The organism is Mangrovibacterium lignilyticum (assembly GCF_010882175.1).
Classification (GTDB): domain Bacteria; phylum Bacteroidota; class Bacteroidia; order Bacteroidales; family Prolixibacteraceae; genus Mangrovibacterium; species Mangrovibacterium lignilyticum.
Genome location: NZ_WKLH01000001.1, coordinates 575,464 through 590,488 on the forward strand (window position 1 = coordinate 575,464; position 15,025 = coordinate 590,488).

Annotated in this window: 13 protein-coding genes; 9 read left to right on the plus strand and 4 right to left on the minus strand. The window is 42.2% G+C overall.

Features of this window, described 5'->3' with window-relative positions:
- Positions 1-1,936 (minus strand): hypothetical protein (locus GJV22_RS02190; RefSeq protein ID WP_163708036.1); only part of this gene is annotated, 1,936 nt, incomplete at its 3' end.
- 395 nt (positions 1,937-2,331) lie between these two features.
- Between GJV22_RS02190 and GJV22_RS02195 the strand changes: the two genes are divergently transcribed.
- From GJV22_RS02195 to GJV22_RS02215, 5 genes are all read left to right on the plus strand, one after another.
- On the plus strand, positions 2,332-2,838 hold the full coding sequence (locus GJV22_RS02195; protein WP_163708039.1) for an RNA polymerase sigma factor: 507 nt from the start codon (positions 2,332-2,334) through the stop codon (positions 2,836-2,838).
- A gap of 5 nt (positions 2,839-2,843) precedes the next feature.
- Complete coding sequence (locus tag GJV22_RS02200) at positions 2,844-3,680, plus strand: FecR family protein (protein WP_163708042.1); 837 nt, start codon at positions 2,844-2,846, stop codon at positions 3,678-3,680.
- Positions 3,667-6,231: a TonB-dependent receptor gene (locus GJV22_RS02205; protein WP_163708046.1), complete on the plus strand. Its 2,565-nt coding sequence runs from the start codon at positions 3,667-3,669 to the stop codon at positions 6,229-6,231. Before GJV22_RS02200 ends, GJV22_RS02205 begins: the two co-directional genes overlap by 14 nt.
- Positions 6,232-6,587: 356 nt before the next feature.
- Positions 6,588-7,466 (plus strand): FecR family protein, encoded by an 879-nt coding sequence (locus tag GJV22_RS02210; protein ID WP_163708048.1) that lies wholly within the window; start codon positions 6,588-6,590, stop codon positions 7,464-7,466.
- A gap of 6 nt (positions 7,467-7,472) precedes the next feature.
- Positions 7,473-8,660, plus strand: coding sequence for a DUF4382 domain-containing protein (locus tag GJV22_RS02215; RefSeq protein WP_163708051.1), 1,188 nt, complete (start codon positions 7,473-7,475; stop codon positions 8,658-8,660).
- A 187-nt stretch (positions 8,661-8,847) separates the two neighbouring features.
- Here GJV22_RS02215 and GJV22_RS02220 read toward each other — a convergent pair whose 3' ends face one another.
- Positions 8,848-9,480 carry an outer membrane beta-barrel protein gene (locus tag GJV22_RS02220; protein WP_163708054.1) on the minus strand — a complete coding sequence of 211 codons (633 nt, stop codon included), beginning with the start codon at positions 9,478-9,480 and terminating at the stop codon, positions 8,848-8,850.
- 330 nt (positions 9,481-9,810) lie between these two features.
- Here GJV22_RS02220 and mnmA point away from each other — a divergent pair, with 330 nt between their 5' ends.
- From mnmA to nadD, 4 genes are all read left to right on the plus strand, one after another.
- Positions 9,811-10,989: a tRNA 2-thiouridine(34) synthase MnmA gene (gene mnmA, locus GJV22_RS02225; RefSeq protein WP_163708057.1), complete on the plus strand. Its 1,179-nt coding sequence runs from the start codon at positions 9,811-9,813 to the stop codon at positions 10,987-10,989.
- Positions 10,990-11,130: 141 nt separating this feature from the next.
- Positions 11,131-12,006, plus strand: coding sequence for a YicC/YloC family endoribonuclease (locus tag GJV22_RS02230; RefSeq protein WP_163708060.1), 876 nt, complete (start codon positions 11,131-11,133; stop codon positions 12,004-12,006).
- An 83-nt stretch (positions 12,007-12,089) separates the two neighbouring features.
- Positions 12,090-12,662 (plus strand): guanylate kinase, encoded by a 573-nt coding sequence (gene gmk / locus GJV22_RS02235; RefSeq protein WP_163708063.1) that lies wholly within the window; start codon positions 12,090-12,092, stop codon positions 12,660-12,662.
- A gap of 108 nt (positions 12,663-12,770) precedes the next feature.
- Complete coding sequence (gene nadD, locus GJV22_RS02240; RefSeq protein WP_163708066.1) at positions 12,771-13,343, plus strand: nicotinate (nicotinamide) nucleotide adenylyltransferase; 573 nt, start codon at positions 12,771-12,773, stop codon at positions 13,341-13,343.
- 42 nt (positions 13,344-13,385) lie between these two features.
- Here the strand turns inward: nadD and GJV22_RS02245 are convergent, their stop codons facing one another.
- Positions 13,386-13,988, minus strand: coding sequence for a superoxide dismutase family protein (locus GJV22_RS02245; RefSeq protein ID WP_205461723.1), 603 nt, complete (start codon positions 13,986-13,988; stop codon positions 13,386-13,388).
- 40 nt (positions 13,989-14,028) lie between these two features.
- Entirely contained in the window at positions 14,029-14,883 is an 855-nt protein-coding gene (locus GJV22_RS02250; RefSeq protein WP_163708069.1) for a hypothetical protein, read from the minus strand.
- Positions 14,884-15,025: the final 142 nt, after the last annotated feature.

Here is a 15,025-nt window from a genome sequence, read left to right on the forward strand (position 1 = left end):
CCGATACGCTCGCGCCGCCCAATGCTGCTTCGATCTCTTCGGCTGTTGGGTTACAACCAATGTCGCCTCCCTGGCTCGCTGCTGTTATCACAGGGGCCTCGGTATCGACTTTCCACATCACGGTGACCTCTACCGGAACGGCTTCATTCAAACATTCGTCTATGGCTGTGAATGTACGGGTCTGGCTCATCATACATCCGTCGGAACTAACGTCTCCGTCACTGTAATCTGCGCTCAGGCCGGTATCACAATTATCCGATACGCTCGCGCCGCCCAATGCTGCTTCGATCTCTTCGGCTGTTGGGTTACAACCAATGTCGCCTCCCTGGCTCGCTGCTGTTATCACAGGGGCCTCGGTATCGACTTTCCACATCACGGTGACCTCTACCGGAACGGCTTCATTCAAACATTCGTCTACGGCTGTGAATGTACGGGTCTGGCTCATCATACATCCGTCGGAACTAACGGCTCCGTCGCTGGAATCTGCGCTCAGTCCGGTATCACAATTGTCTGATACGCTCGCGCTGCCCAATGCTGCTTCAATCTCTTCCGCTGTTGGGTTACAACCCAAGTCTTCTCCGGGCATGTCTGCGGTAATAACCGGTGATTCAAGGTCTTCTTTCCAAGCATAAATTACTTCGCCGACACTTGAATTGTCACAAGCATCGGTTGCAGTATAGGTAAAAGTCTGACTCTTACTGCAATCTCCCGTAATCTCACCGGCTTCACATACAACAGCAATTTCTCCGGCACAATTATCTGTCGCTATCAAATTATCAATACAAACCGGCGGCGTTGGATTACAACCCAAATCTCCGCCAGCAGGCAATTCCGGAAGCACCGGCGCTTCATTATCGACAACTCCAACAACTAACTCACATTCTGAGTTACAGATTAATCCATCAGAAGACACTGTTAAGGTCAGCGTATAACTTCCACATGCCGAATTGGCCTCTACCGACACTGTTTGTTCATTCTCCCCTGCAGTAATCGTCGCCCCTCCTGAAACACTCCAGCTATACGACGCATAATCTTCCGGAGCCGAATATTCATTCACAGAACCAGGACAAACGACTTCCAAACCTGTAATCGAACATTTCGGAGTAGAAATAAAGTCGTCTGCAACAAAGTCATCCAAAGATGCAGTTAACTCTTGAGAAGAACGGGTTTCTAACATAAATGATGATCCGCACAGCTGAACAATCTCCTCGCCTAATATGAAAGACAAATCGATATACCCTTCATAAAAAGTATTGGTTTCGTAATCATTATTAATAAACGACCATCCGCCAGGAACCGCCACAGGTCCTCCATTGTTTTCTGCCACTTGAGCTGGAGTCGTAATTAAATCAAAATGATCGTCTGGGGCAGTTCCATCACCATTACCAGCGCCCACCCATTGATAAACTGTAACATTACCGTTTTTACCTCCTCCTGTAAAATCAGCAAGGACCAGCAAGTCTCCAGGAGCAATGTTATGTTGAGGGAAGAAGGCTCCTTTCCCCTTACTATCGACAGGCAAAGGACCTGTCCCATCTAAAAAGAGCCAAAAACCAATTTGTGCATCACCGTTATTCGAGGTTCGGTCTCCTGCAAAAAATAAGGTATCACCCTTTAAAAACACAGCGCCATTGGCGATATCATTTTTTGCTTTGGTCTGGCTTACACTCCAAACCCACTCTTCTGCGGGAATAATGTCTTTAGTCCCTTCAGTAAACTGGTTGTCAACAACACCATTGCCATATGCATCCTGCACATGGACGTAAGTAGGCAATGGATTTGCGTTTAACATATTCCAATCATCCGTATTACCGTCAACCGTAATCTGGGAATACCCACTAAGGCTACAAATAAGTCCACAACAGACCATCACAAATGCCCACAAACGGGCATGACGAGTTTTTAAATCATAAAAAACCAGGTAGATTTTTTTCATTTCAGGAATCGCTAAAATTTTATCACATAAGTTAAGTACAACAGAGAGGCATTTGAAGAGATACCACAAGCTCTTCAAACGAGGACCACGTAACAGTTTTTCTTTCTGTGTGATAAAATCGCAATTTCTATACTGGAGATATTTATGGGAGGTTTCCCAAATCGGCAGTAGCACCAAGTCCTGAAATCACATGAGTTATCAACAATGAATTGTTAATAACCACCCAAAGGAACGACAATCTGATCCCAAAAATCAATAGGTAATTTCCACACCCTCAGAATAACAAAATAAATTTTCACTTGTAATTTCCCGACCGCGCATTATTTCTATAGCTATCAGAGCGCTATCTTCTTTTTATTATATTTGTTAAGCAAAATTTAACCAACAGAAACGGGATGCCTGAGGACTTAGATGAAAAAGAATGGTTTGCCCTGACTTTCGACAAACACTATGAATACATTCGAAACTACCTGTATTATCTTTCCGGCGATATCGCTTTAGCGGAAGATTTAAGCCAGGATGTTTTTCTTCAAGTGTGGGAAGAACGCGCCCATGTTAATCGACAGACAGTTCGCTCGTATCTTTTCGCCATCGCCCAAAATTCGTATTTCAAGTATCACCGGAGAAAAAATGTAAAACTCAATTTCATTAATTCTTTATTGAATGAAAATGAGCATGAATCACCTGAATTCTTATTAGAACTCAAGGAATTTGGTCAGAAGCTACAGGGAGTGATCGCCGAGATTCCGGATAAAACCAGGGCAATTTTTCTAATGAGCCGCATTGACTCGATGAGCTATAGCGAAATTGCTGTAAATTTGGATATCAGCAACAAGGCGGTTGAAAAGCACATGAGCAAAGCTCTAAAGTATTTAAGATCAAAAGTCGACCGAAAACTTTAAACAGCATGAAACAAGAAAAAGACATCAGAAAGCTGGTTTCAGGCTATAAAGTTCCGGCAACAAAAACCAAAGCGGAGGCTTGGGAACAACTAACCCGGAAAATATCGGAGAAAGAGCAACCGAAAAAGGAGAAAATACGCCGACTCCCATACTATATCTCAGCTGCCGCAGCGGCTGCAATTCTTGTTATTTTCTTTTCGCTGAATTCACTACAACCAGTTCAGAAAGCTCAAAACACACAACTTGCTGCTCAACAAACCATTTTACCCGACAGCAGTACGGTCGTGTTAAAAACAAATTCCAGCATTAAATACCATGAGCGATTGATCGACGGAGCCAGATTAGTTAAACTTGACGGAGAAGCGTTTTTTGAAGTCACCAAAGGGAAAAAATTCCAGGTAGATTTCCCAGGAGGAGAGATCGAAGTATTAGGCACAAAATTCAATATTCAGGCATATTCTAAAAACGTCGGACGGGTTGATTGCTACGAAGGGGCTGTTCGTTTGACAATCAATAAAAACGAATTTTTATTAACCAGAGGAAAAGCAATTAGCTTTACTCCGAACAGCATTGACGGTCCTTTTGATTTTAGCACCGATGTGGTTACCAATATTTCCAATAACCTTTATCATTGGGCCGACAGACCTCTAAGAGAAATTCTCACACTCATTTGTGCGCGCGAAGGTTACCAGCTACAAGCCTCCGAAACCATTCTGGGAAAACGATTCACCGGATCGTTGAACCTGAACAACAGCAAACTCGCGCTCACAATTCTAACTAAAGCGATGAACCTGGACTACGACTTAACCAACAAACAACTTAGTATCGTTGAAAACAATTAAGCCTTACTTCACCTTATTAATAATTGGCTGTTTATTTTCCATACAGGGATTTTCTCAGGCAAAACAGATAGCGGTCAATGCAAAGCAAAAAGCGTTAAGCTCAGTATTGGAAGAAGTGGCCTCCCAAAACGACCTTCAATTTGCATTTGATGCCAATTATTTTGCTGAGATAAAGGTTGACCTTACGATTGAAAATAAGAGTCTGGACGATTTTCTCAGCCTAATTTGCACCCGATACCACTTGATCTCAGAAAAGATAGACAACACGATTGTCATTTATAAAAACCCGGACCCCTTGCCCGAGCCGGAACCTGAGATGGTTAAATTTTCGGGAATCATCCAGGACGGAACAACCGGAGAACCACTTCTTTTTTGCCACCTCGGTTTTCTAAATTCAGAACATAAAGGAACAACGACCAACGAATTGGGAGTCTTTACAACAAACGTTGAAAAGCAGGATAAAATAACAATCGCGATTAGCCATTTGGGCTACCAACGACTGGATACGACCCTATACCTGTCGCCGGAAAAATTTCACACCATCAACCTGAATCCGTTTTCAATACATATAGAAGCGATCCAGGTTTTTCAACAGGAAAAAGATGTGGTCGAAATGGGCAACCAATCCGAGCGCATCGCTTTCAACCCAAAACAATCGGCCAATTTACCACGCGCCGACGACAGCGACCTGATCAGCTCTTTAAGCCTGATTCCCGGGGTTAGCTTCATTGGAGGACAAACGGCTGGCATTTCAATCAGGGGAAGTTCACCGGACCAGAACCTGGTTGTTTTAGATGGCATACCTGTTTTGGAAACAAGCCACTTATTTGGGAACCTGAGCGTATTGAACTCAAAATACATTTCGCAGGCATTCGTTTCACGCGGAGCTTTCGATGCTACTTATGGCGAAAAGACATCAGGCGTGGTTGAACTAAAAGGAAAAAGCAATTACTACAAACCCAGTTTGGACTTATCGGCCAACCTCCTAAATGTAAGTGCAACAGCCAATGTTCCGGTTGGGAAAGCTGTTTCACTTACCGGCTCCTACCGGCTATCTTACATCGACAAGTGGGAAAATTACCTGTATGAACAAATTCTGGAACAAGGCAGCTCCGACGATGGGTCTTCAGTCTCACCAGTTGTACAGTACGATGATCTAAATTTCAAAATAGGAATTAAACCTTCCGACAAGCACGAAATTTCATTCAATTTTCTAAACAGCAACGACCTGCAAGTGCGCGATTATGAATTTAAAGAGGGCTCGCGTTTTTACCGTTACGAAGATGCAGACAGCGAAAACCGGGGAGTTAGCGGGAACTGGTTTTACCAAACGACGACAAATTTTCAACAGCAACTAACTATTGGCTACAACGACTTAACCAGAACCTCCTATTCTCACTCGGGAATGGGGCCAAACAGCCAGGGAAAAGGAGGCAAAGACGAAAAAGATGAGGACCGCAATTATCTGGAAGAATTTTCAGCCAAATGGTCGGGTGAATTGAAAACCGGAGATTTTACCCACCAGGTAGGATTTGGTGCCAGCACAAACCAGGTGACCTACGATTACCTTGCCGAACGTTCGACTGGGAATAAACTCACCGACTCGATTGTATTCGATTCGGAATCGACCGTATACCACGCTTACCTGCAGGAAAAACTCAACCTGTTTGATAAACTTGAGGCCAGAATCGGACTTCGCGCAAATTACCTCGATTTAACATCCGAAGTCTACCTGCAACCTCGAATCGGGCTGAAATATAAATTGAATGACTATGTGAATCTGCTATACGCCGGCGGTCTGTACAACCAGTTTCTTTCGCGCATACGCAAAGTTGATATCAACGGCAACAACGATTTGGTTTGGTTTCTACCAAATGAATCCGGCGAAGGCGTACTGGAAGCACAACAGCATGTACTGGGAGTGCAATTCGCGCACAACGGCTGGGCCGTTAATGTTGAAGGGTACTACAAAAAAACCGACGGCAAGGTGAATATTTTTTCGGAACAAACAGGCGGCCAGCAAAAACTGATTGAATACAACCAACGCAACGGCAGCTCCGAAAATATCGGGCTGGATGTACTGCTCCAATATAAACAAGGCAAGTTCACACACATATTAACCAGTTCGTTGTCAAAATCGGAAGAACAGTTCGAAGTTTTCAACAACGGAGAAGCCTATCCGTCGTTCGACGACCAGCGCTTTAAAATCCGGTGGACTGAAATGGCCAAAATTAAAGGCTGGGTTATTGCCAGCAATGTTTATTACCACAGCGGAAGTCCGTATTTGGTATCCGACTCAAATTCAGGGGACTCAGAATTCGACCGTTTGCCTTATTATATGCAGGCCGACTTATCCTTCATTAAGCGTTTGCAATACAAATTTTTCAATCTAAGCACGGGGGTCTCACTGATGAATATCCTGAACCGGCAAAATGTCCTGGAGGTCGATTATTTTAACGTATCAGACGCTACCGGATCTTATTCCGTGCGAACCGACATTACAGCCATGCGTTTTACTCCCGTATTTTTTGTGAATATTCTTCTTCACTAATTAGTTCCCGATTCGCTCGATAATAACGAGGCTCCCTGTAACCAGAATTGGCACATGCTGTCAATAATAACGTACGTTTATCACCGGCACCCACAAACAATTCCCTTGGCAGACCGTTCGTCATAAGCATCAACCGTGTCAAATTTCCTTTTAGGACTAATATTTTTTCTTCAAAAATAAACCGACACAAACAAACACACCAAACAACTATACAGCAACACATTACGAACACACAAAAACCTTCCTACAACATCTAAAAGTGTACTTATTTCATCTTTTATTAGAAAAAAAAACAAAATTAGGGGTAGGGTATTTTCCAACGAAAGGATAATAAGCTCAGACAACGAAAAAACATCATGTTTGAAGCACGCAAAATATGTCTACTCTCTGCCTTTCTTGTTCTACCCGCTTCCGAAAATCGGATCGAACAAGTTATTCGTGCATATTGCATTCCGGCACGAAAAGACAAGCATGCTGCTTACAACGAAACTCTAAAAAAGATTGAAGAAGGTAAAAGACGACGGATTGAGCACGGAGCACTATTACTAAGTCCTGTTTATCGAATCGCAATTTCAACCGCTGCTTCTCTCATCCTGATTTTCCTTCTTCAACTTCTTTTATTTAGTCAGACGCGTTTTGAGAGTACAGATCAGGCTGCCACTTTTCGTTTACCCGACCAATCGAGGGTCGTGTTAAGCGAAAACAGCTCGATCAGTTACTCGAAATATATATGGAATAGAAAAGTAAAATTACAAGGCGAAGCCTACTTCGAGGTACAAAAGGGAGAAAAGTTTATTGTAAAGACCGATGAAGGTAGTGTGAGCGTTCTTGGAACCCGGTTTCTGATAACAGAAAAGGAAGACAAACTGAAAGTTAGCTGCTATGAGGGCAAAGTTGCCTACGAAAACAAAAAACTGCAGGAAGTCATACCTGCCGGCACGAGTAAGGAATTTAAAAATGACGAGCTAATCAGTTCGGAAACAACAGATGTTACTTACCCGCAGACAGCCGTTTTCAGTGCAAATTATTCAGGCGAACAGCTTAATCAGGTAACGAAAGATTTGGAAGATTTTTTCCAGGTAACAATTCATCTTGAAACAAGCCGAAACCTGTTATTCAGCGCAACCCTTGAGACGGCAAATCTTGAGTCAGCCTTAAAAATTATCAGCCGCTCTCTCAATCTTCATTACTCTTTCAAAACAACTGAAGAAGTATTTTTAACAGAAAAACAGTAAAGAGTTATGAAAAGAAAAATTAAATCGTCCCTAGTATTATTAACTGCATTTGCGTTAGGAGTCCTTGCGTCATGTACCAGTACCGACGAAGGTATCGCCGGCAACGATTCTACAAAAGGCAGTTTAAAGGTTTTATTGACCGATGCGCCATTTCCGAGCGATCAAGTCGCAGAAGTTAATGTAACGATCGACAAAGTATCGATTAAAAAAGTAGATGACGCAACAACCGAAGAAACAGATGAATCCGGTTTTATAATTCTATCTGAAGAAACTCAGGAATTCAACCTGCTTGATCTTCAAAACGGAATCGTAGCGAATCTTGCAGACACCTCTGCGATCGAAGTTGGAACTTACAGCGAAATTCGGCTGCATATTGTAAAAGCTGAAGTTGTACTTACTGAAGAAGAAGGCAGTGAGACATTCGATCTAAAAATACCAAGTGGAACCAGCAGTGGTCTAAAAATCAAAATTGACGGTGGTGTCGAAATTAAAGGCAATCTGGAAGCAGTTGTGATTGTTGACTTTGATGTGAGCCGTTCATTCCTCGTTCAAGGAAATCCAGCAAAAAACGGAAAAGAACTAACTGGATTTAAATTCAAGCCCGTTGTACGTGCCACTGCTCAAGACTTTAGTGGAGAAATCAGTGGAAAAGTAACCTTCAATTATTACGATGACGCTAATGCGCCATTAGATTCAATAAGCGCTGGAATTCCTGTCTATATTTTAAGTGGAGAAGATACAATCTCTTCAGCTTTAACCGACGACCAAGGATACTATTCCGTAATAGGACTTGTAGCCGGCACTTACACAGTTGCATGTTCTGTTGACGGTTATAATGACTTTAGCGAATCTTATGATGTAATCGAAAAGGAAACAACAACTGTGAATATCAACATGGAGGAGACACTTGGAACAATCGAGGGAACTGTTTCCACAACAGAGGGAGAAGGAGAAACTGCGACCACTGTTCTGCTAGGTGGTGTAACTGTTGAAATAAAAAATGCGGCTGACGAAATAATAGCCTCAGCTGTAGCCAACGAAGAAGGATTTTACAGTGTGGCTGACTTACTTCCAGGAACCTATAAAGTCACATGTAGCGTTGCCACATATGACAGCTTTGAGCAAACCAATGTAATAGTCGCAAAAGGCGATGTAATCACGGTTGAGATTTCGCTGTCATTGACATCAATATAGTCGAGACAGCAGCAGACGACAAGTCTGCAACTTAAAACGAATTCACAACATTTACATACGTGTAAATATATTTCTAAAAGCAAAACGAAAGGTATCCTGTGGTGGGATACCTTTTATCTTTTCACCAATTCCGGCAAACCGTTCCGGCTGGTTTTAATTCTTAGAAACTATCTGCTATTTCCGGAGCTTAGAAATTCCATTCAACACCTAAACGGGCTGAAAAACGCCTCATATTGTCATCGTTTTTCTCATACAATTTCTTGAAATAAAGCGTGTACTCGGGCGATAAGGTTATTCCCAAATGCTTATTGATATTGTATTTAAAAATAGCACCGCCAATAAAACCAGCCATGTTATCAGCATAAGCCGACGATACATAGCTCAAATCCGAAGTTGTACCATCGGTTTTATCGGTTACCTGATCCGAGTCATAAATATATTCGAGTTTCAAACCGGGAGAAACAAACAATTCAAATTTGTCTTTTGTCCATACCCGAAAATCAAACCGTGGGTTAATGTTGAAGTAACTCATGGTCATCTCTGTTTGAATAAGGTCCGCCCCTGAGTAATATTGCCCGAAGCTGTATTGCCCGAAACGAGATTCAATACGGAAACGAACGATATCAGAGAATTTATAACCAAGGTCTAATCCCCAACTGAGATCATTCCCTTCATTTTCAAAAATGTCGTAGTTATTGTAATTGTAATATTTATTGGCCGAGTAGTCCCAACCGGCATTTAAATTGACAAAAAAGCGTGATTGCGAAAAGCCCAAAAAAGGCACTGTAAGAATTGAAAGTAAGATGAAATACTTTTTCATGTTGTAAATATTAAAATTGGTTGTCTGTTTCTGATACTAAAAAACAAAGTTGATTACGATCCACCAGCCAATCAAACAGAACCGATGGTTTGTGCAATTTCACCGACGTTTAGGGTAAATCTGCGGACCAAATAATCATGCCCCCACTTAGCAAAGATTATTCCACTATTCCAACTCAAAAGCCAAAGACCCTACTTTATTAATTGTCTATTTCCGTTTTTCATCCTACTTTTGCGCTCAATTTATTGAAAACAAGAAGAAAGCTTTTCGATCATCTGTTACAGAGATCGTAAAAGATCTTGATTTTTTTTGAAACGGGGAGTTTAAAATATGAAAAGGGTAGTTATTGGTTTATCAGGTGGAGTTGATTCGAGCGTTGCAGCCTATTTATTAAAGCAGCAAGGCTATGACGTAATCGCATTATTCATGATTAACTGGCACGATCGCACGGGCACATTAACCGGGCAATGTACCTGGGAAGATGACGCCTTGATTGCCCGAATGGTGGCTAAAAAGCTGGACATGCCTTTTCACATTGTCGACCTGAGCGAGCACTACAAAAAACGAGTAGTCGATTACATGTTTGACGAATACAGTAACGGTCGGACTCCCAATCCCGATGTCCTTTGCAATCGCGAGATCAAGTTCGATATTTTCATGGACGAGTGCCTGAAACATGGAGCAGACTTCGTGGCAACCGGACACTATTGTCAAAAATCGGAATTTGAGAAAGACGGGCAAATGATCTACCAGCTTCGAGCCGGAGCCGATAATAACAAAGACCAAAGTTATTTCCTGTGCCAGCTGAACCAGGAACAACTGAGTAAAGCGCTATTCCCGATCGGTCATTTGGATAAACCGGAAGTCCGCCGCATTGCAGCCGAACAAGATCTGCCCACCGCGACCCGAAAAGATTCGCAAGGTATTTGCTTTGTTGGGAAAGTCGATTTACCAACCTTCCTGCAACAGCAACTGGAACCGAAAGACGGCAATGTAATTGAAGTTCCGGCAAGTTTTATGGAAAAGAAAAAACAGGTTGAAAAAACACCGGAGAACTTCCGCAAACTTTGCTTCGCTTATCCTTACAAACCCTGGAACGGCGAAGTAATTGGGGAACATCGCGGTGCCCATTTCTACACCGTTGGCCAACGCAAAGGGCTCAATATTGGCGGACACAGCGAACCACTTTTTGTTATTGGCACCGACGTAAAACGCAACATTATCTATGTTGGTGAAGGGACCGAACATCCGGGCTTGTATCGTCCCGGCTTGTTTATCAGCAACGAAGAAATTCATTGGATCAGGACTGACCTGGCAATGGAAGTCGGCGAAATTCGTGAATACGATGTTCGAATTCGCTATCGTCAACCACTGGAGAAAGCGACATTGTACCGACAAGAAGACGGAATTTACATGCTTTTTGAGGATGAGCAACGAGGCATCACAGCGGGCCAATTTGCCGCCTGGTACGAGGACGACGAATTGATCGGTTCAGGAGTAATTGCTTAATTGTTGTTAGCACCTCAGTAGCACAAAATATGCATCCAGTTCAACTGAAAAAGGAACAAATCAGCGCATTTCTTCCTTTCTGCTAATACTCATACTTTTCCACTAAAAATTGTACCTTTGGGCACATTAAAAAATTTACACATGATCAAATCGATGACCGGCTATGGAAAAGCCGAATTTGAAACCGGTAATAAGAAAATTACTATTGAACTAAAATCGTTGAACAGCAAACAGCTGGATATCAACTCGCGTATGCCGATGCTTTATCGCGAGAAAGATTTGGTCATTCGTAAAGAAATTTCTGAAAAATTGATTCGCGGGAAAGTTGACTTTTCACTTTACCTGGAAAATCTGGGAACAGAAAGCAACTCTGCGATTAACGCCAATATTGTTTCAGCCTATTTCAACCAACTCAGTGACATCCAACAAAAATTGGGTCTTCCTGTCACGGAACAAATCATGCAAAACATCATGCGCCTTCCGGACACCGTGAAAACGGTTTATGAGGAATTGAATGAAAATGAGTGGCTGGAAATTTTTGTACACATCAAAAAGGTGATTGCTACGCTCGACGAGTTCAGAGTGCAGGAAGGTAAAGCCTTGGATAAAGATATCCGCTCAAACATTACTGATATTCAGCAGTTGTTAACGCAAATCGAGACCTTCGAGACACAACGAATCGAAAATGTTAAAACCCGGATCCTTGATGGCTTAAACGAAATTGCCCTTAACGGAAATATGGATAAAAACCGTTTTGAACAGGAACTGATTTACTACCTGGAGAAACTGGATATCAATGAAGAAAAAGTTCGTTTAACCAACCACTGCACTTATTTCCTCGAAACGCTTGAAAGCCCAAAAGACGTAGGTAAAAAATTAGGTTTCATCGCACAGGAAATCGGACGTGAAATCAACACAATCGGCAGTAAGGCCAACGAAAGCAATATTCAACGGATAGTCGTTCAAATGAAAGACGCACTGGAACGCATCAAAGAACAACTACTCAACGTACTTTAAAAGAATATTTATTATTGAACGGATAGCTTTCAGGTTGTAATGGGTTAAAATAATCCGGAACCTGAAACTTGACACTCGGGACTATGGATAAAGGCAAACTTATCATCTTTTCAGCTCCTTCGGGAGCAGGCAAAACCACCATTGTAAAACATTTGCTGCAACAGGATTTTGGACTGGAATTTTCAATCTCTGCAACCAGCAGGGCACCGCGTCATACCGAAACGCATGGTGTTGATTACTACTTTTTGAGCCCCGATGAATTCAAAAAAAAGGTAGAAGCTGATGAATTTCTGGAATGGGAAGAAGTTTACAAAGGCACAAGCTACGGTACGCTTAAAGCAGAAGTCGAAAGAATTCGGGACAAGGGCAAACATGTCGTGTTCGATGTGGATGTTGTTGGCGGAATCAATATTAAAAAGTATTACGGTGACGAGGCCCTCGCAGTCTTCGTACAACCGCCATCGATTCAAGAGCTGCGAAACCGCTTGGTCGGCCGTTCAACCGATGCATTGGACGTAATTGAGAAACGAATTGCCAAAGCTGAACATGAATTGACTTTTGCCCCGAACTTCGATGTCATCCTGGTAAGCGAAGAGCTTCCCGTAACTTTGGCCCATGCCGATAAACTCGTTACCGATTTCATCAACAAAAAATAAATTACCATATTGCAAACAAACAAATCCGGTCAAAACACACAGACTGGTTAAACGTTTTGATAGCTGGAACCGACAGTTATCGGGATTGAAACATGCAATTTATAACTCATGAAAGTAGGACTCTATTTCGGAACATTCAACCCTATTCACATTGGGCACATGGCTATTGCCAACTACATGCTCGAATTCACTGAGCTGGAAAAATTGTGGTTTGTTGTAAGTCCTCAAAATCCTTTCAAAAACAAGAAACACCTCCTTGATGATTACCAGCGATTGGAACTGGTAAATCGTGCCATTGAAGATGATTACCGCTTCTCAGCCAATTCTATTGAATTCAGCTTACCAAAGCCATCCTACACCATTGACACGTTGGCTCATCTGCAAGAAAAATACCCGCAACACGAATTTTCGTTAATCATGGGTTCTGATAACCTGGAGTTTCTAAACAAATGGAAGAATCACGAACAGTTGCTGGCATACTATCATATTTTAGTTTATCCACGCCCGGGATTTGAGTCAAGTGAATGGTTACGTTTCCCCAATATCAATCTCATTGAAGCCCCATTGATGGAAATTTCAGCTTCATTCATCCGGAACTCGATCAAAGAAGGTAAAGATATTCGCCATTTCCTTCCTGCTAAAACATGGCAATACCTGAGCGAGATGAATTTTTACAAATAACATCCCGGTCAGGTATCTTAATCTTTCAGCTGATTTCCTTTGCTATTTCTTAGCAACGCCGATCACCCCGATAGCAACGCGTTTCCCGGCAGCACCGGTTGGCTGCGATACCAAATCATCTTCATCGGCATGAACGATTATACCACGCCCAAGGATTGATTCAATACCCGAGAATGTCATATTCGGATAAGTCACCTCGTAAGTTGCCACACCATCAGCATTGGCTTCAAGGTTACCCAAATCACCAACATGACTCATAGCTGCATCCGGCGCACCATGCTCGTGGCCTTCCGGATTAAAGTGACCTCCTGCTGAGGTTCCGTCGGGAGCTGTTACATCTCCGAACTGATGAATGTGGAAGCCATGTTTGCCGGGAGTCAAACCGCTCACTTCACCCTTTACAACAACGCCAGCATCTGTTTTTGTAAAAGTTATTGTTCCTGAAACGGAATTCCCTTGGGTAGGTTGAAGTACACAAATTGCTTTTTCAACACCATTATCAGCCGGTGCTTCCATAACTTTATCATGCATCACCATTTCGTGCTCATGCTCTGTACTCTTTTGAGTACCTGAACTACAGGCCTGAACCAATAAAACCAACATGGTTCCCCAAAAACTCAATTTCACCAAACTCTTATTGTTCATAATAGCTAATTTAAATTATAACGACATTAAAATTTATGCTCTATATTGAATTCCGGCTGTAATATAACACCGGACTATCATTCGTCTCCATTAGCTTTCGAATCAGCTCTTTTTTGAACAAACTCCTCCAAAAACCTACTTTTTCTTCCATAATAATAATGAGTTCCGGATCAATCATTTCCGCATAATCAATAAACTCTTCATCGAAATGTCCTTTGTCCAATACCTTATAATTAACAGTTGCTTTCGGAAATAGTTGATCAATCTCCAATAAAGCAGACATTTCTTCGTCGGCAAAATGCTCAGGTCTACCCAACATATTAATCACCGGCCTAAAACGACTCAGAAAATCGTGAATCTTCCCAATCCATTTCTCTTCATTTTTCGAAAAAACACTTGGAATCAAAACAGAGCGATACGGAACAAATTTTTCGCCCGGTGAAACGAACAGGCAACCGCCGTTAAAAGTCTTACTAATATCGATGGTCTCCTTTTGTGAATCAAAAATATAATTGTCCGGCTCCTTGCTTAAAAGAAAGAGTGAGCCCGGATAATCGGCTGCCAAGTCAGTCATCCGATTCTCGATACTACCGATGCTTAAATCCAAATCCCACCTGAGCGGATAATTCAATCTTGAAATCTCATAACTTAAATACGTTTCAAGCTCCTGCTCACTCTGGAGAATTTCTTTTTCAATTATTTCCCCTTGAGTCATTTTGGTGTCCGGAGTTACACTCGACGAATCAGCAACTGCGCTTGGCACTCCCTGCTGAACCCTGGGATCAACAACGTGCACAAATAATACTTCCCGCTGCAGGTGCTTGGCCAGATTTAAACCATAAGGAATAATACTCTCCTCTTTACTTTTAATATCACTAATAACTATAACTTTCATGTCTTATCCTTTCTATTTCTATACATCAATGCAAGTGCCATACCGTGCCGACAACAAACACATACAATACTATAATCGTGGCACTTACCAGCGTCATCCTAAAATATTCAAGATTCTATTTTGGGGATTTTTTGAGCGATTG

Coding starts and splice junctions, on each gene's coding strand:
- GJV22_RS02195 (WP_163708039.1), top strand. CDS start 2,332: ATGCCTGAGGACTTAGATGAAAAAGAATGGTTTGCCCTGACTTTCGAC.
- GJV22_RS02200 (WP_163708042.1), top strand. CDS start 2,844: ATGAAACAAGAAAAAGACATCAGAAAGCTGGTTTCAGGCTATAAAGTT.
- GJV22_RS02210 (WP_163708048.1), top strand. CDS start 6,588: ATGTTTGAAGCACGCAAAATATGTCTACTCTCTGCCTTTCTTGTTCTA.
- GJV22_RS02215 (WP_163708051.1), top strand. CDS start 7,473: ATGAAAAGAAAAATTAAATCGTCCCTAGTATTATTAACTGCATTTGCG.
- GJV22_RS02220 (WP_163708054.1), bottom strand. CDS start 9,480: ATGAAAAAGTATTTCATCTTACTTTCAATTCTTACAGTGCCTTTTTTG.
- mnmA (WP_163708057.1), top strand. CDS start 9,811: ATGAAAAGGGTAGTTATTGGTTTATCAGGTGGAGTTGATTCGAGCGTT.
- GJV22_RS02230 (WP_163708060.1), top strand. CDS start 11,131: ATGATCAAATCGATGACCGGCTATGGAAAAGCCGAATTTGAAACCGGT.
- gmk (WP_163708063.1), top strand. CDS start 12,090: ATGGATAAAGGCAAACTTATCATCTTTTCAGCTCCTTCGGGAGCAGGC.
- nadD (WP_163708066.1), top strand. CDS start 12,771: ATGAAAGTAGGACTCTATTTCGGAACATTCAACCCTATTCACATTGGG.
- GJV22_RS02245 (WP_205461723.1), bottom strand. CDS start 13,988: ATGAACAATAAGAGTTTGGTGAAATTGAGTTTTTGGGGAACCATGTTG.
- GJV22_RS02250 (WP_163708069.1), bottom strand. CDS start 14,883: ATGAAAGTTATAGTTATTAGTGATATTAAAAGTAAAGAGGAGAGTATT.